The 16,178-nt window shown below is 64.4% G+C and carries 13 protein-coding genes and 1 tRNA gene; 8 read left to right on the top strand and 6 right to left on the bottom strand.

All coding sequences use genetic code 11. The features are described 5' to 3' along the window. Positions 1-4 precede the first annotated feature (4 nt). The 4 genes from deoC to IRI77_RS18560 all read right to left on the bottom strand — a co-directional run bounded on the left by deoC (position 5) and on the right by IRI77_RS18560 (position 4,504). Positions 5-667, bottom strand: a complete 663-nt coding sequence (deoC, locus tag IRI77_RS18575; RefSeq protein ID WP_407674118.1) for a deoxyribose-phosphate aldolase — start codon at positions 665-667, stop codon at positions 5-7. Between the two features lie 230 nt (positions 668-897). After that, entirely contained in the window at positions 898-1,533 is a 636-nt protein-coding gene (gene rpiB, locus IRI77_RS18570; protein ID WP_228486195.1) for a ribose 5-phosphate isomerase B, read from the bottom strand. Positions 1,534-1,615: 82 nt separating this feature from the next. Then, positions 1,616-4,165, bottom strand: coding sequence for an ABC transporter permease (locus IRI77_RS18565; RefSeq protein ID WP_194453519.1), 2,550 nt, complete (start codon positions 4,163-4,165; stop codon positions 1,616-1,618). A gap of 12 nt (positions 4,166-4,177) precedes the next feature. Beyond that, complete coding sequence (locus tag IRI77_RS18560; protein ID WP_194453518.1) at positions 4,178-4,504, bottom strand: PadR family transcriptional regulator; 327 nt, start codon at positions 4,502-4,504, stop codon at positions 4,178-4,180. 208 nt (positions 4,505-4,712) lie between these two features. On the opposite strand from IRI77_RS18560, the gene IRI77_RS18555 reads away from it, so the two are divergent. Beyond that, the gene (locus tag IRI77_RS18555; RefSeq protein WP_194453517.1) at positions 4,713-5,564 is read left to right on the top strand and encodes a beta-propeller domain-containing protein; all 852 of its coding nucleotides are present in this window, start codon (positions 4,713-4,715) and stop codon (positions 5,562-5,564) included. Here IRI77_RS18555 and IRI77_RS18550 read toward each other — a convergent pair whose 3' ends face one another. Then, the gene (locus IRI77_RS18550) at positions 5,565-6,221 is read right to left on the bottom strand and encodes a flavin reductase family protein (protein ID WP_194453516.1); all 657 of its coding nucleotides are present in this window, start codon (positions 6,219-6,221) and stop codon (positions 5,565-5,567) included. Positions 6,222-6,472: 251 nt separating this feature from the next. On the opposite strand from IRI77_RS18550, the gene IRI77_RS18545 reads away from it, so the two are divergent. The 6 genes from IRI77_RS18545 to rtcA all read left to right on the top strand — a co-directional run bounded on the left by IRI77_RS18545 (position 6,473) and on the right by rtcA (position 14,385). After that, on the top strand, positions 6,473-8,971 hold the full coding sequence (locus IRI77_RS18545) for a hypothetical protein (protein ID WP_194453515.1): 2,499 nt from the start codon (positions 6,473-6,475) through the stop codon (positions 8,969-8,971). 299 nt (positions 8,972-9,270) lie between these two features. After that, a tRNA-Gly gene (locus IRI77_RS18540) sits at positions 9,271-9,344 on the top strand. Between the two features lie 73 nt (positions 9,345-9,417). Then, on the top strand, positions 9,418-10,077 hold the full coding sequence (locus IRI77_RS18535; RefSeq protein ID WP_194453514.1) for a hypothetical protein: 660 nt from the start codon (positions 9,418-9,420) through the stop codon (positions 10,075-10,077). 23 nt (positions 10,078-10,100) lie between these two features. Then, positions 10,101-11,654, top strand: a complete 1,554-nt coding sequence (locus tag IRI77_RS18530) for a vWA domain-containing protein (RefSeq protein WP_194453513.1) — start codon at positions 10,101-10,103, stop codon at positions 11,652-11,654. A 430-nt stretch (positions 11,655-12,084) separates the two neighbouring features. Next, complete coding sequence (locus tag IRI77_RS18525) at positions 12,085-13,320, top strand: RtcB family protein (RefSeq protein WP_194453512.1); 1,236 nt, start codon at positions 12,085-12,087, stop codon at positions 13,318-13,320. 45 nt (positions 13,321-13,365) lie between these two features. After that, complete coding sequence (gene rtcA / locus IRI77_RS18520; protein WP_194453707.1) at positions 13,366-14,385, top strand: RNA 3'-terminal phosphate cyclase; 1,020 nt, start codon at positions 13,366-13,368, stop codon at positions 14,383-14,385. A 28-nt stretch (positions 14,386-14,413) separates the two neighbouring features. Here rtcA and IRI77_RS18515 read toward each other — a convergent pair whose 3' ends face one another. Beyond that, positions 14,414-15,211, bottom strand: coding sequence for an SDR family NAD(P)-dependent oxidoreductase (locus IRI77_RS18515; RefSeq protein ID WP_194453511.1), 798 nt, complete (start codon positions 15,209-15,211; stop codon positions 14,414-14,416). A 125-nt stretch (positions 15,212-15,336) separates the two neighbouring features. Between IRI77_RS18515 and IRI77_RS18510 the strand changes: the two genes are divergently transcribed. After that, complete coding sequence (locus IRI77_RS18510) at positions 15,337-16,161, top strand: helix-turn-helix transcriptional regulator (protein ID WP_194453510.1); 825 nt, start codon at positions 15,337-15,339, stop codon at positions 16,159-16,161. Positions 16,162-16,178: the final 17 nt, after the last annotated feature.

Raw genomic sequence — 16,178 nt, 5'->3', positions numbered from 1 at the left:
GGAGCTATCGAGCCGTGGCCTCTACGATTTTGACGCTGGCGCTGGCTCCGATCCGGCTGGCGCCGGCGGTATACATGGTTTCGAGGTCTTCCAGCGTGCGGATGCCGCCGGAGGCTTTGACGCCCATTTCAGGACCGACGACTTTCCGCATGAGGGCGACGTCGTTGGCGGTGGCGCCGTGTTTGGAGAAGCCGGTGGAGGTCTTGACGAAGTCGGCTCCGGCGACCTTGCAGAGCGCGCAGGCGATGGCCTTTTCCTCGTCGGTGAGCAGCGCGGTTTCGAGGATCACCTTGAGGATGGCGCCGTGACGGTGGCAGGCCTCGGCGACGAGTTGGACGTCGGTCTTCACAGCGACGTGGTCGCCGCTCTTCAGCGCACCGACATTGAGGACCATGTCGATCTCCTGGGCTCCGGTGCGGACGGCGATCTCGGTTTCAGCCACTTTGGAGGCGGTGGAGGTGGCGCCCAGCGGGAAACCGATGACAGTGCAGACTTTCACGGGCGAGCCCTTGAGCTCGGCCGCGACCAGCGGCACCCAGTGGGGGTTCACGCAGACGCTGGCGAAGTTGTACTGTTTGGCTTCCTGGCAGACCTTGAGCACCTCGGCGCGGGTGGCTTCGGGCTTCAGGATGGTGTGGTCGATGAGGGCGGCGATCTTGGGGTCGATTTTGGTGAGCTTTTCGCTGCTGGAGACGCGGTCGGCTCCGGCGGAGATGATGTTCTTTGTTTTCAACGCGCACATCTGGGCGCAGCGCTGGACGCAGCCGGGGCAGACGTCTTCCGACTCATTCAGGCCTTCGCGGCCCTTCACCGGGTTGCCGGGCTTCAACGAGGGCAACGCCGCCGCGGCCGGGGTGCCGCCGGCGCCGGCGAGGATCTGTTCGGCGATGGCCGCCGCTATGCTTTCGAGTTCTGCGCGTTCCACGTTGAATACGCCCGTTCGATTTCAGTAATCTTGTCGATTCGGCCCTGATGGCGACCGCCGCCGAAGGGTGTGGCGAGCCATGTACGGAGCACGTCCTCGGCTTGGCTTTCGGTGAGCATTCGCCCTCCTAAAGTGAGCACGTTGGCGTGGTTGTGCTCGCGGCTGTTCCGAGCGGAAGCCCTATCATAACATAGAGCTGCGCGGATTCCGGGCACCTTGTTGGCGGCCATGGAGCTGCCGATTCCGGCTCCATCGACGAGGATGCCGAGGGCCGCTTTGCCTTCCGCCACGAGCCTGGCCACGGCGTGGGCGATGTCGGGGTAGTCGGCGGCCTTTTCCTCGAATACGCCGATATCGATGACGGTCCAGCCCAGTTCGTCGAGCACCGGTTTGAGGTGCTGCTTCATCTGGAAGCCGCCGTGGTCGGAGCCAATGGCGATCTTTTTGTCAGGTTGGACCAGCCGGGCGATCTCCTCGGACGCCAGTTCGACGATCTGGATGCCGCGTTCGGCGGCAAGATCGCGGGCCGAAGGAGTGAAGATGGCGCCGGGAGGGACGTGGAGCACCCCCTCGCGGGGTACATCCTCCATGGTGACGACTCGGCGCATCAGACTCGATGATCGCACAACGCGAAGTTCGGTCCGGGCGTTCTCGACGGGCAAATGTGTAACTGCTTTGTGACCGGCCGGGCTAGTCGTTGCGCAGGGCCTGCATCGGGTCGACCCGGAGGGCTTTGCGGGCCGGGAAGAGCGAGGCGAGGGCGACGGTCAAGGTAAAAAGTCCAATGGCGCTGAAGTAGGCGACGGGATCGAGCGGGCCGAGCCCGAAGAGGATCTTGCGCAGGACCTGGGAGAGGGCGGCGGCCGCTCCGGCTCCGATGAGGAGGCCGATGCCAACGGGCTGGGCAAACTGGCGCATCACGGTCATTATTATGTTGGCCGGCCGGGCGCCCAGGGCCATGCGGATACCGATCTCCTTGGTGCGTTGGGAGACGGCGTAGGCGATGAGGCCCACGATGCCCAGGCAGGCGAGGAACAGGGCGATGAAGGCCAGGATGCCGACCGAAAGGACGCCATACTGCGTGCCTTGGAGCCGGCGCTGGAAGGAGTTCTTCATCAGTTGGACGTCGGGCATGACCCTGGGATCGAGGGCCTTGGCGAGGGAAGAGAGGGTTGGGACCAGGGATTCGGGGCTGGCGGAGGTCCGGACCAGGACGACCATCGAGGGCAGATCGGCCTCGGTGGCCAGGAAATAGGCTTCCGCGGCGGATTTGTCCTGCTGGGAAGTGACATGCGCATTGGCCACGATGCCGACGACGGTGTGCTGGCGGCCGGCGACGTCGAAGGGCTTGCCGAGGGGGTCCTGTCCGGGCCAGGCGAGTTCGGCCAGCGACTGGCTGACGACCAGGGAATTGGGGTCGCCGGCGGCGAGGTTGCGGCCGCGGCGGAGCGGGATGCGCAAGGTCTCGAAGTAGAGCGGATCGACATTGTTCATGCGGATCTTGAGGACGCGTCCGTCGAACTCTGAGCCCATGGTGATGGTCTTGTTCCCGAAGGGCGGCGCCGACGATAAGGAGATGGCCTCGATTCCGGGCAGACTGCGGAGCCGGCCCTGAAGGGTGTCGAGGTAGGTGCGGGCCTGGGCGGCCGAATAGTTGTGATTGCCGAGCTCCGGGTCGATGGTGACGACCTGCCGGTATTCGAAACCGGGGTCCGCTGAGGCATGGGTGAGCGCGCGGACGAGGAGTCCGGCGACGATGAGGAGGACGCAACTGGCCGCGACCTGGGCCGAGATGAGGATCTGGCGGGTGCGTGTGGCGCGATGGCGCTGGCGGACGACCTGGAAGGCTGGGGTTACGCCGAACAGCAGGGCCGAGAAAAGGCCCATGGAGGCGCAGAAGAGCAGGACGCGCCAGTCGGGTGAAGGGTCCAGCCAGGCGGGGGTGCTGGTGGCGGACATGAGTCCGCTCATGATGAGCTGGCCGACACCCAGGCCGGCGGCGGAGCCGAGCAGGCCCAGCAACGCGCTCTCAGTGAGCAACTGGCGGATGAGGCGGGCGCTGCCGGCGCCGACGGAGACGCGGATGGAGATCTCGCGCTCGCGGGCGACTCCGCGGGCGAGCAGCAGGCTGCCCAGGTTGCCGCAGGCGACGGCCAGGATCAGCAGGACCAGGGCTACGATGAGGCTGGCCACGGGGACGATCTCGCTGGGATCCTTGGTTCCGGTGCCGTGATGGGCGCGGCCCAGGATGCTGGTGACGTAGCCGCCGGGTTCGCTGGGCAGGGTCTCGTTTTCCCAGATCCCCTCGCGGTGTTCGGCGCGGAGGGCGGCCGCGAGGGATCGCAATTCTTCCTCGGCGGCTTTCGGCGTGAGCCCTGGCTTCAGGCGGCCCCAGACCTCTTCGCCGGCGGATTCGACGGAGTAGTCCGTCAGGAGTTTGCTGCCCGCGACGAGGTGCGGATGCTGGGTGACCGGGATCCACAGGTCCGGTATTTCGAGGGCGAGGCTGCTGGTTTCGTCCGAGGCTACGCCGACGACGGTGACCGGCTTGCCGTTGAGGTGGATGATGCGGCCGGGCAGGGACGGGTCTGCGCCGAAGCGGCGCTGCCAGAAGCCGCGGCTGAGCACGACCACCGGATCCGCTCCGGCGGCCTCGTCGCGCGTGGGGTCGAGCAGGCGGCCGAGGGTGGCGGAGGTTCCGAGCTCCGTGAAGAAGTTGGCGGAGACGAAGTGCACCTTGAGCGGCTTCTCATCGCCTTCCATCTGGAGAGACCCGCGGCTGCGGGCGATGAGGCCGGAAAGCGTCGTGGTGTGCCGGCGGAAGAAGTCGAACTCAGGGTAAGGCAGGACTGAGGCGTAGCCGGCGGGCGCCTGGCGCTGGAAATGGAGCAGGGTGGCCGGTTCCCGGACGGGCAGAGGGCGCAGCACCATCAGGTTGAAGAAGCCGAAGGCCGCCACGTTGGCGCCAATGCCGATGGCCAGGATGAGGATGGCGGCGCAAGTAAAGCCGGGCGATTTGCGGAGAAGGCGTGTGGCGTAGCGGAGGTCCTGGCCCAGGCGGTCGATCCAGGTCCAGCCCCAGGCTTCGCGCGCCTCTTCGCGGAGCCGGAGCGGATCGCCGACGGGCTTGCCGCCCGCCAGCGCGGCCATTTCGCGATGGAACTCGAGGTCGTTGGCGAGCTCGTCGTCGAAGCGGCGGCGGTTCAGCAGGTAGCGGAGGCGGCGGAGGAGCTTGTCCATTTGGTCGGGTTCCTATGCGGTGCGCAGGACGGCCTGGATGGCTTCGTGGACGCGGTCGTAACCGGACATTTCGGCTTCGAGTTGCTGGCGTCCGGCGGGCGTGAGTTCGTAGAAACGGACCTTGCGATTGGTCTCGGAGATGCCCCAATCGGAGGTGACCCAGCCTTGCAGGAGGATGCGCTGGAGGGCGGGGTAAAGTGCGCCTTCCTCGACGTGCAGGACTTCCGAGGAGAGGGTGTGGATGCGCTGGGCGATGGCGTAGCCATGAAGCGGTCCGGAGCGAAGGACGCGGAGGATGAGGAGGACAAGGGCTCCGGCAGGCATTTCTTTCTTAGGCATAATATCGTTAGGGGTAGTATGCATATGCCTGATGTCTTGTGTCAATCGAAAAGTGATGGGGATCGGGACGCTATACAATAACGGCGGTTTGCATCATTGCGGAAGGTAGGGCTTCATGGCTGCTTCGATCTCCGTGAGGTTGATATTGGCGGCGCTGCCGTTGGTGGCCGGTGCGCAGACGTCCGGGCCGCGATTGCCTGGGAAAGGGTTGGCGCAACATTCTTTCCTCTATTGCGGAGAGTGGCAGAACCGCAGCCTGACGGACCAGGTGATCCATGTGATCCGTGGCGGGAAGGTGGTGTGGTCGTATACAAATCCGCTGCGTGGCGAGCTGGGCGATTGTACGATGCTGCCCAATGGGAACATCCTGTTTTCGCGTCAGTTTGGCGCGAGCGAGATTACTCCGGACAAGAAGATTGTCTGGAACTACGACGCGCCGCCGAAGACCGAGATGCACACGGCGTGGCCGGTGGACGGGGATCGTGTACTGGTCATGCAGAATGGGAATCCGGCCAAGGCGCTGATCCTGCGCAAGTCGACGGGGCAGGTGGAGAAGGAGCTGGTGCTGCCGACGAAGAATCCGGATGGAGTGCACGGACAGTTCCGGCACATCCGGTTGACGGCGGACGGGCATTTCCTGGTGGCCCACATGGATTTGGGCAAGGTGGTGGAGTACGACGCCGCGGGGCAGACCGTATGGAGTGTGGAAGCTCCGTCGGCGTGGGCCGCGGTGCGGCTGAAGAACGGCAACACGCTGATCAGTGGGAACCAGCAGGGTTATGTGCGCGAGGTGAATCGGAAGGGCGAGACGGTGTGGGCGATCGAAAAGGGTGATCTGCCGGGGATCCCGCTGCTCACGGTGCAGGAGGTCTCGCGTCTGGCGAACGGGCATACGTTGATCAACAACTGGTGTGGGAGCCGTCCGCAGGCGGAGTGGCCGCAGACGGTGCAGTTGATCGAAGTGGATGCGAAGAAAAAGGTCGTGTGGGCGCTGCAGGATTGGAGCGTGCTCGGCCCGGCTACATCGACGCACCTGCTGGATGGCAAGAGCGAGCGCTAGTCAGCGCCGCATTGGCTGCGCGCCTCCGCCCTGCTGCATGAACTTCATGAAGTCCGACTCGGCGAGGCGCGAGGGATGGACTTCGCCCCCGAGCGAGAAGAAGCGGCAGAAGCTCATGATGAGGGGCTGCCAGCGCAGGGGATCGATGTGCGCGCGCGAGCCGTTCCCGATGAGGAGGCTTTCTTCCACGTGCAACTTCACGATGTGGACTTCGAAAACATTGGCGTTCACGTTCTTGCCGAAGGGGCGGTGGTGGTGGACGATGCCTTCCATCTGGACGGGGCATTCGGCGACGCGCGGGGGTGCGACGGAGACGGAGTCGACAGCAGTGAGACCGGCGGTTCCGAGTTTGTCGGGCTCGTGACGATAGCCCCAGCCGAGCTTGAGTTCGGGGACCGGATTGCGGCCGGTGGTGAGGGCGAGGCGGTCGACTTCGGAGACCTGGTTCTGTGAGGGAAGGTTGATGACGCATTCACGAGTGCGGATGAGGTTCCCGGAGGTCTGGCTCAATTGGCCGAGGCCGAGCATGCAGGTCCAGCCGAGCCACCAGGCGGAAGACATGGGTGCGAGGTTGGGGGAACCGTCGGGGTTCAAGGTGCTGATGAGAGCGACTGGGGTGCCGAAGTAGAGCACGGTGGGGTCGACTGTTCTGTGCATGGATTGACGGTAAGGGATGAGGGGGCGGGGGCGATATCCGGAAGTTGCGGTGATGCGGACGCCCGGATCAATCCGGTACGCTTCGAGAGGGCATGAGTAAGCGAGGCACAGGCGGATGGAAGGATGACGGTGCGGAGCGAGTGGTTTCCGTCGTCCGCAACAAAAAGGGCCTCTTTGCGCAAATTTGCAGGAGGACCCGCGCTGGCAGTGGGGCCGGGCCTTTCGTTGTTGTTCCCGTCGAGCTCTCGCTGGTGAGGAGTGCGCTTTGTCCGGCGCGGGATCGTCTGCTGGCATCGTGGCAGAAGCTGGGCGTGGTGAGGGCTGCCGATGCGGAGACTCTCTTTCACGTGCTGGTCGTGCTGCTGGAGACGGTGCCGGAGTTGCCGAGTGCCGGGGTGGTTGATCCGCTGCCATCCGGGTGGTCGGAGACAGAGGTTCCGGTGCGAGCCACGGCGGCGAATCCGCGAGCGTACCGGGGTACGAAGTACCAGCCTCCGAAGCGGCGGCGGCTGCCGGAAACGGATGTGCGGCCACACTTGTGTCATGCGCGAGCCTTGCCGGTCCTGGTCGCGCCGCTGCTGCAGTTCCTGGGCGGTGTTCGCGCACGATTGCTGAAGGCGGGGTACAGTGCTTCTGCTCTAGATGGGCTGGAACCTGAACTGCAGCCAGGTTCGTTCTCGAAAGCGCCCTGGCGACTGCCAGGTCCATTTGTACGGCTGCTGTGGCCCACCATACGGACGAAGCCGGTCCGTCAGCAATCGCGGCTGCTCGCGCTGTTTTCGCGGTTGAGCCTGGGCATTGATGCAAGGGCCCTGTCCGCCTTCGCGCGCCTGGTTTCGCTGGGTGATGCAGAGGGCGCGTGCGCGTGGGGCGAGGCGAGTGGGCGGCTGGCGACCGTTCATCGCCCCCTGTTCTTTCAACTGGTATTGGAAACGGGCTCCCACAGCGCGAAGCCCAGCAGGGAACTCCTGTGCGCGATCGAAGAAGCCGGCCAGGTGGTGGCTGATGAGCATCTCGCCGTTTGGCTGGAGCAGTTGTTGTTGACGGCCCCGAGTGGCGCGTCTTCCGACTACTTGATGGCCGGGCTTCGGCTGACGGCGCAGTTCAATCCCCAGCGGCGATTTGATGAGATTGGACAATGTTCCGCTTTTCCCGAGCAAGTGGTGAGGGAAGTCAGAGCCCGGTTGGAACTGTCTCCCTGGCTGGTGTCCGCATTGTGGGAGATGTGCGGCCGGATGGCGGGGCTGGCCGAAGCAATCGCACGCTCGAGGTGGAGGGAGTTTGCGATTCCCGCTGCGTCGCGGTATTTCGAGATGCTCGTCAGCGTGGAGCAATACGACATGCCCCAGCGCACAGCCCAGCGGAAATGGGGCGCCATTGCGGGCCTGCTTGCCCGGATGGAGGAGGTGGTGCTTGGGGTTCGGCCTGAGTATCAGGAGAAGTGGATGGAGCACGTAGCGGATTGGTTGTGGTACTGGGACAATCCCACCACGATCCGCAGATGCCTGCCTGTGGGGTTTACCCTGCTGTCGAGGATCTGTGCAACTCCTTTCGGGCTGGGCTCCAACGCTGCTCGTGCGTGGCTGACGCTCCTCGAGATGGAGAGAGAAACCGAGCTTGCACGATTGGTGGCTGCTCCGGATCGTTGCCTGCAGGTGCTGGAGAAGGCTTGCGAACGCGACAGCGACTCCGTCCTGCTTGCGCGCGGGCTTGGGGCCCTGGCCAAGTTCCAGGCCGTGTTTATAGTGAATGCCTTTCTGGCCGAGCCCAAGCGGCTGTGCAGGTCGGCGAAGGTGCTGGGCAGCATGAGCGCTCCGTTGCGGGAGCAAGTGGTCAAAGAGGCTCGAGGGCACCCGCTTTTCCGAATAGATCCAACGGCCAAGCCGGTGAAGGAGGTGTGCCGCGAGATCGCAGAGAACTTGCGGGATGGTTACGAGAATCCCGTGCCGGCCCGGTTGAAGTCCTGGCTGCAGGGAGAAGTCACGCTGACGCCGGCGCGGCTGGAGCGTTATCAACGCGTGCTGTCGCAGAATCTTGTGTTGACGCGTTTGAGCGTGATTGAGGCCGCGGCTTTGGCGGCTTTGCAGCGTGGGTTGCCGGCGATGGAGATGACCGGAGAAGGCGAGCATGCGCTGCGGCTGCTCGGCTCGATTGGCAGCAATCGCCGGGGGTTGAGGAAGTTCCTGCGCGCATATTGGGCCGGTGATACGGCGTACCTGGCGAAGCACCCGGCCACAAACGAGTGGTACCGGAAGCACCCCGGTGTTGCGAGGGAGGTGTGGGAGCGGGGGATTCCTTTTGAGTCCGGATGCTATCGCATCGAACTGGAACAGGATCCATTTGAGGTGTTGAAGCTGGGCACGTATGTGGGTTCGTGCCTGGCAGTGGGGGGACTCTGCTCCGAATCGGCGGTGGCCGCATTGGTGGATGTGAACAAGCAGGTTCTCTACCTGCGAGATGAGCGGCGGCGCGTGATCGCCCGGCAGCTCATTGCCATTTCCGATGACGACCGGCTGGTCTGTTTCCCGGTGTATCCAGGGTCCGCGGCGCGTGAGGCCAAGACGCTGTTTCGCGATTTTGACTATGCCTTTGCCGCGGAGTTAGGGGTGCCCGTCTATGTGTCGAAAGAAGGCGATGATGACTATTCGGTGGGCTGCGTACTGTCTGACGCGTGGTGGGACGATGGCAGCTGGGATTTCGAGGTGGGCGCGGCTTTGCTGTCAACGAAACGCCGCGCAAATTTAGGCTAAATAGTACTTGCATTGTTGGATAGTAGTGATTTAGGATTGAACTGCATGACCTACACATTCCAATTCGGCGGATGCCTCAATGGCTCGCTGGCGCGCGTCAATCATGACGCCCGCGAGGTGACTTAACCGACTTGGAATAATTGGATTTCAAGAAGGGGCGGCCATCGAGTGGCCGCCCTTTTTGCGTGCGCCCACGATCAACTAGCTGTCTCGAGAGATGGGGTTTGAGCCTTCCGTCGTGCGTTCCGCGCGCGCCTGGAGGTCGGGTCGAGGTGTACCCTGCTTCGGGAAGAGTTTGAGCGGGTGTGGCCCATTGGATGGGCACCGGATCGCCAGTCCGGCCAACGGAGTTCGATTCTCCGCACTCGCTCCACTAATTATGATCGGCTGCGGTGATCCGCATATGTTTTGAAAGATTGAAGCAGGCTGAGAGGTGATGTTTCGAATTGGCAACGTTCAATGTGAACATTCCGCGGTTCTATTGTCTGCTCCGGAAAGAGTTCTTATATGACGGAGCGGCACACCTGAATGAATTCGTGGCGGTGTGCGCCTTTGGGGCGGCCTCGATCCAGGGGCGGGCTCTCGGGTTCCACGTGTTGACGGAGAACGGAGCCGTGATCTGGCGGCTGCCGCTGCATGCGCTTTGTCACAAGCCGGAGGCTCCGGTGATGCCGTTGGACTGGCTGCAATTCTGGGATTGCTTCAGCTACGAGATGGAGGCCACGACGTTCGACCGGCTGCGGGAAGCCCGAGTGCGGGTGCAGTTGCGGGACCGGTCGTGGGCCGGCGGTCAGTATATGTTCACGTTGGATTGGCGCGGAAACGAAGACTCGGAGGAAGCGGGCGACGGCGGCCACAAGTGCGCTCATGTCGTCGCCCTGGATAACGGGAACTTCGCGGCCCAGCCCAACAACCGCATGCAATGGTTTTGTCCGGCCTTCGTCACACCGTTTGAGGAGAAGCCGGATTACGTCACGAATACGCGGGTCTGGAAGGTAGAGCGCGAGACGGAGACGACGCAGGGCTACTTTTACGATTCGAAGGAAAATGCCGGCGAGGCGAGCCAGGTTGCGCTGTACGCAAAGGGGCTCCGCACGGGCGGTTGAGGAGAGCTGAAAGAGGAACGATCATGGCCAACAAGTCACTATTCGCGAGCTTGCGTGGGGCGCTGATCCCGAAGACGGATGCGGTGAACCACGAGAACGCTCCGGCGTATGCACTGGAGCCGAAGCAGGCTCTGGCGCAGTTCGCCGCGACCGGGTGCTTTGGCCGAACGTTCTATGCGTCGGCGGACAAGCAGTTGCAGCATGTGCTGGAGCTGTGCGCGCAGGTGGAGCCGGAGTTCGTGGCGCGTGTCGCGATCTACAGCCGGACGCGCTCGTATATGAAAGACATGCCGGCGTTGCTGTGCGCGTGGCTTTCCGTGCGGGACGCGCGGCTGCACGAAGCGGTGTTCGCGCGGGTCATCGACAACGCGCGGATGCTGCGGACGTATGTGCAGATGCTGCGCTCCGGCGTCGTAGGCCGGAAGTCGCTGGGGTCGGCGCCAAAGCGGCTGGTCCGGCAGTGGCTGGACGGCCGCGACACGGAGACGCTGTTCCGGTCGAGCGTGGGGCAGAGCCCCTCGCTGGCCGACATCGTGAAGATGGTTCACCCGAAGCCGCAGGACCCGGGCCGCGAGGCTTTCTATGGGTACATGCTGGGGCGGACCTACGCGCTGGACGCGTTGCCGCAGTTGGTGACGCAGTTTGAGCGGTTCAAGGAAGGGGCTTCGCCAGAGGTTCCGGACCTGCCGTTCACGATGTTGACGGCCCTGCCGTTGGGCCGCGAGGACTGGGTGGCGATCGCCCGGAACGCTTCGTGGCAGACGGTGCGGATGAACCTGAATACCTTCGCGCGGCATGGCGTGTTCGGAGAAGCGGGGTTGGCCTCGCAGATTGCGAACCGCCTGCGGAATGCTGAGGAGATTCGGCGGGCGCGGGTGTTCCCGTACCAGTTGCTGACGGCGTTCCAGAACTGCGATGCGGCGGTGCCGGCGGTGGTGAAGGATGCGCTGCAGGACGCGATGGAGCTGGCGATCCGGAACGTGCCGGTGATCAATGGCTCCGTGGTGGTTTGCCCCGACGTGTCGGGGTCGATGGCCTCGGCGATTACGGGTAAGCGGAAGGGCTCGACGTCGGCGGTGCGCTGCATTGACGTGGCGGCGCTTGTGGCCGCGGCGGTGGTGCGCAAGAACCCGTCGGCGACCGTGCTGCCGTTCGAGCAGGGCGTGGTTTCGCTGGCGCTGAATGCACGCGATAGCGTGATGACGAATGCGGCGAAGCTGGCGGCGATCGGCGGAGGCGGAACGAACTGCAGCGCTCCGATTGCGCTGTTGAACAAGCAGAAGGCCCAGGCGGACCTGGTGATCCTCGTCTCGGATAACGAGTCGTGGGTGGACGCGGGGCTGGGCCGGGGTACGGCGCTGATGGCCGAGTGGAACGGGTTCCGGCAGCGGAATCCGAAGGCGCGGCTGATCTGCCTGGACATCCAGCCGTATCAGACGACGCAGGCCGCTGAGCGGGCGGACATCCTGAACATCGGAGGCTTCTCCGACCAGGTGTTCGAACTGATGGCGGCGTTCGCAGCAGGCAAGCTCGAGGCGGACCACTGGGTGGGCCGTATTGAAGCCGAGGCTGCGTGAAGGGCTGTGGGGCGGTGTTCTGCCATCGGAGGACGCCGCCCTGGACGGCCTGAGGTCTTTGTGAGCAGGAGGCCGGATGCTGGAGGGACTACATTTCCCATGTGGCGTCTCTCGAAGATCCTTGCCGGCCTCCACGCTGCCGCAGAAGAGGCCTGTGGCGAATGCAGAAGGAACTACAAGTTTTACACTTCGAGGGTCCCCGGTTCAAATCCGGGTCGCGCGAACATGACGCGCGGTAGCTCAGCGGTAGAGCATCGGGTTTCTTCAACGGATTGTCGCCACGGGCCTGGATGGTTATGGATTGATGAATGCAGGGGCCGAATGTCGAAGGGACTACATTTCCAAATGCTGGGGTCTCTTCCCCACCTTGTCGGCCCCTTGAAAGCGCGAGCGCGGCGGAGGAATCGCTACGCTTGGGAAGGAATCGGATATGCCTGAATTGACCGGATACAACGTCATCACGACAGAGAAGGGGGTCCCCATCAAGGCCTGGACGAAGGGCGTCCAGGTGGAGGACCAGGCGCGCCAGCAGTTGATCAACGCGTCGCAGTTGCCCTTCATCTACAAATGGATCGCCGCGATGCCGGACGTGCATTGGGGCGTCGGCGCGACCGTCGGCAGCGTGATTCCTACCAAGGGTGCAATCATTCCGGCGGCTGTCGGAGTGGACATCGGGTGCGGCATGATGGCGGTGCAGACCGACCTGGATGCGAACCATCTGCCGGACAGCCTGAAGGCGATCCGGTCTGCGATTGAGGCGGCTGTTCCGCATGGGCGGACGAACCATGGCGGAGCGGGCGACCGCGGCGCGTGGGGCTCGATTCCCCTGCGCAACCAGGAGGTCTGGCGGGACGAGCTGAAGGATCGGTACGACACCGTTCTCCGGAAGCATCCCAAGCTGGATCGCGGCAACCATGCGAACCACCTGGGGACGCTGGGTACGGGCAACCACTTCATCGAGGTCTGCCTGGATGAGGCGGATCACGTCTGGTTCATGCTGCACAGCGGTTCGCGCGGCGTCGGCAACCGGATGGGCAGCTACTTCATTGAGCTGGCCCGGAAGGAGATGCGGCGATTCTACATCAACCTGCCGGATATCGACTTGGCGTACTTTCCGGAGCACACGGAGCACTTCGACGACTATGTCGAGGCGGTCGAGTGGGCCCAGGACTACGCGCGGCGGAACCGGGACCTGATGATGGAGCAGATCCTCGGCGCGGTACGGGCGTCCGGCAAGCTGCCGCCGTTCACCACGGAGTTGAAGGTGATCAACTGTCACCACAACTACGTGGCGCGGGAGTCGCACTTCGGCGAGAACGTGCTGGTGACCCGGAAGGGCGCGGTGCGGGCGCGCGAGGGCGATATGGGGATCATCCCCGGCAGCATGGGGGCGCGGTCGTATATCGTGCGCGGCAAGGGCAACGTGGAGAGCTTCCATAGCTGCAGCCACGGGGCCGGGCGAGCGATGTCGCGCAACGAGGCGCGGCGCCGCTTCTCGCTGGACGACCACATCCGCATGACCGAGGGTGTGGAGTGCCGGAAGGACGAGGCGGTGATCGATGAGACGCCGGCGGCGTACAAGCCGATTGATGCGGTGATGGCGGCGCAGGCGGATCTTGTCGAGATCGTGCATACCTTGCGGCAGGTGGTTTGCGTGAAGGGCTGAGAGGGTGCGGAGTGGATCCGCACCCCTCAGGGAGGGATTCCAGTGTTGATTCAAATTGACGGGTCGTTTGGGGAAGGCGGAGGGCAGATCCTGCGGACGGCGCTCAGCCTTTCCCTGGTGACCGGCCGGCCCATCCAGATCGACAACATTCGTGCGGGCCGCGAGCGGCCGGGGCTTCTGCGCCAGCATTTGACGGCGGTGCTGGCGGCGGCGGAGATCGGGCAGGCGCAGGTGGAGGGCGCGGTGCTGGGGTCGACTTCGATCGGGTTCGTGCCGGGCCCTGTGAAGGCAGGTGAGTATCGGTTTGCGGTTGGGTCGGCGGGTAGCGGGACGCTGGTGTTCCAGACTGTTCTGCCGGCGTTGATGCTGGCGACGAGTCCGAGCAAGTTGGTGATCGAAGGCGGGACGCACAACGACGCGGCGCCGCCGTTTCCGTTCCTGGAGCGGGCGTTCCTGCCGCTGGTGGAGCGGATGGGGCCGCGGGTCCAGGTTCGATTGGAACGGCCCGGGTTCTATCCGGCGGGCGGCGGGCGGTTCACGGCGGAGATCCTGCCGACGGTCCGGCTGAAGCCGCTGCATCTCGGCGAGCGGGCGGAGATGACGGGCCGGCGCGTGGTGGCGATTGTGGCGAACCTGCCGAGGGACATCGCCGAGCGGGAGGTGAAGACCGCGGCGCGGCTTCTCGAGTGGGGTCCGGAGACCCAGGTGATCGAGTCGACGCGCGAGTCGGCGGGTCCGGGCAACGTCGTGATGGTGGAGGTGGAGAGCCGCGCGGTGACGGAGATCTTCACGGCGTTCGGGAAGGTCGGGGTGAGTGCCGAGCGGGTGGCGAAGGTGGCGGTGCTGGATGCGCGGGCGTACCTGGGGTCGAAGGCGGCTGTGGGCGAGCACCTGGCGGATCAACTGCTGCTGCCGATGGCGCTGGCGGGTTCGGGTTCCTTCACTGCCGTGAAGCTGAACCGGCACGCGCAGACCAATATGGAAGTGATCCGGCGGTTCCTGCCTGTGCGCTTCGAGTGCAGCGAAGCCGGAGGACACGTAGCTGTTGCGGTGCGGCCGGAGTGAATACCGGCCGCCCGCAGTAAGTCAGATATCAGACGATGGAGTGGACGAGTCCGCCTTCCGCCCGCACCGCCGCGCCGTTGGTGGCCGCCGCCAGCGGACTGGCCAGGTAGGCGACCAGGCTGGCGATCTCTTCGGGCTGGATCAGGCGCTGGAGCAGGGAAGCGGAGCGGTGCTTCTTGAAGAAGGCGGCCTCCAGTTGAGCGAAGTCCGCGGTGGGGTCATCGGAGATCGATTTGATGAAGTCGACGATGCCGGCGGACATCGTGGGTCCGGGCATGACGGTGTTGACGGTGACTCCGGTGCCGGTGGTCATCTCGGCCAGGCCTCGGGAGAGGGAGAGCTGCGCCGTCTTGGTCATGCCGTAGTGCATCATCTCGGCGGGGACGGCGACGGCCGATTCACTGGCGATGAAGATGATGCGGCCGGTCTTGCGCGCCAGCATGCCGGGCAGGTAGGCACGGGAGGTGCGGACGCCGCTCAGTACGTTGACTTCGAAGAGGCGCAGCCAGTCTTCGTCGGGGATGTCGACGAAGGGCTTGGGTTCGTAGATGCCGAGGTTGTTGACGAGGATGTCGACTGAGGGCAATTCACGCACGAGGGCATCGGCGCCTTCGCGGGTGCCGAGATCGGCCAGAATGCCGGTGACGCTGCCGCGGCCGGCGAGTTTCGGGGTGATTTCGGCAATGGCGCGGTCGAGGCTGGCCTGGGTCCGGCCGGTAATGAAGACCTGGACACCTTCCTGCGCGAGCTGCGTGGCGATGGCTTGGCCGATGCCCGCGGTCCCGCCGGTGACGACGGCGGACTTGCCTTCCAATTGAAGGTTCATAGTTTGACTGACTTCCTTTCAGCTACAGTGTGCGGTGGTTTGGAAAACAGTACCAGTGAGTCGTTATCCTAGTATTGGCACTACCATCCATGACTATGGCGACGGCTGTACGGGATCGAAGCGCATTGAGGCGGCGCGCGGAACTGGCGGATTTCCTGCTGACGCGGCGCGCGCGGCTGGCTCCGGCGGATGTCGGGCTGCCCAACGGGCGGCGGCGGCGCGTGGCTGGCCTGCGGCGCGAAGAGGTGGCGGAGCTGGCCGGGATCAGCGCCACCTGGTACACATGGATGGAGCAAGGGCGCGCCGTGAATGTGTCCATCGAGACGCTGGACCGGCTGGCGGGCGTGCTGAGCCTGGATGGCCGCGAGCGCGAGCATCTGTTCCTGCTGGCGGGCCATGCGGCTCCACCGGCGCCGTCTGAAGGGTCGCAGCAGGTGATGGGGCTGGTGCGGCAGACGCTCGACAGTCTGAATCCCACTCCGGCCTATCTGCTGAATCAACGTTGGGACATCCTGGCCTGGAATCGGGCGGCCACACGCGTTTTCGGCGACTTCGGTGCGATCGAGGAGGCGCGGAGAAACGTGGTCTGGCTGACGTTTCAGCGGGACTCCTCCTTCGGCCGGCTCTTCGTCGATTGGGATCGTTACGCGCGTTGCGTGCTGGGCAGTTTCCGGGCGGATTCCAGCGCGCACGTGGGCGATTCGCGGTGGTCTGCGCTGACCGGGGCGCTCATCGCGGAGAGCCCTGTGTTTGCGGATTTGTGGCCCAATCACGAGGTGGCTGCCCCGTTGATGTACCGCAAGGAGTTGCGGCACGAGACGGCGGGCTTGCTCACGCTCGAGCCGCTGCATCTGGATGTGCCGGCTCCGGCGGGTTTGAAGATCGTTGTATACCTGCCGTGCACGGATACGGATACGCCGGAGAAACTGCGGCAGCTCGACCGGCCGTAATAAGCGAACGGCGGCCG

Source organism: Paludibaculum fermentans, assembly GCF_015277775.1.
Lineage (GTDB): Bacteria > Acidobacteriota > Terriglobia > Bryobacterales > Bryobacteraceae > Paludibaculum > Paludibaculum fermentans.
Note: the sequence above shows the minus strand (reverse complement) of the source record. Positions and strands in the feature narration are given on the sequence as shown.

Coding starts and splice junctions, on each gene's coding strand:
- IRI77_RS18550 (WP_194453516.1), bottom strand. CDS start 6,221: ATGCACAGAACAGTCGACCCCACCGTGCTCTACTTCGGCACCCCAGTC.
- IRI77_RS18525 (WP_194453512.1), top strand. CDS start 12,085: ATGCCTGAATTGACCGGATACAACGTCATCACGACAGAGAAGGGGGTC.
- IRI77_RS18515 (WP_194453511.1), bottom strand. CDS start 15,211: ATGAACCTTCAATTGGAAGGCAAGTCCGCCGTCGTCACCGGCGGGACC.
- IRI77_RS18565 (WP_194453519.1), bottom strand. CDS start 4,165: ATGGACAAGCTCCTCCGCCGCCTCCGCTACCTGCTGAACCGCCGCCGC.
- IRI77_RS18560 (WP_194453518.1), bottom strand. CDS start 4,504: ATGCCTAAGAAAGAAATGCCTGCCGGAGCCCTTGTCCTCCTCATCCTC.
- rpiB (WP_228486195.1), bottom strand. CDS start 1,533: ATGCGCCGAGTCGTCACCATGGAGGATGTACCCCGCGAGGGGGTGCTC.
- IRI77_RS18530 (WP_194453513.1), top strand. CDS start 10,101: ATGGCCAACAAGTCACTATTCGCGAGCTTGCGTGGGGCGCTGATCCCG.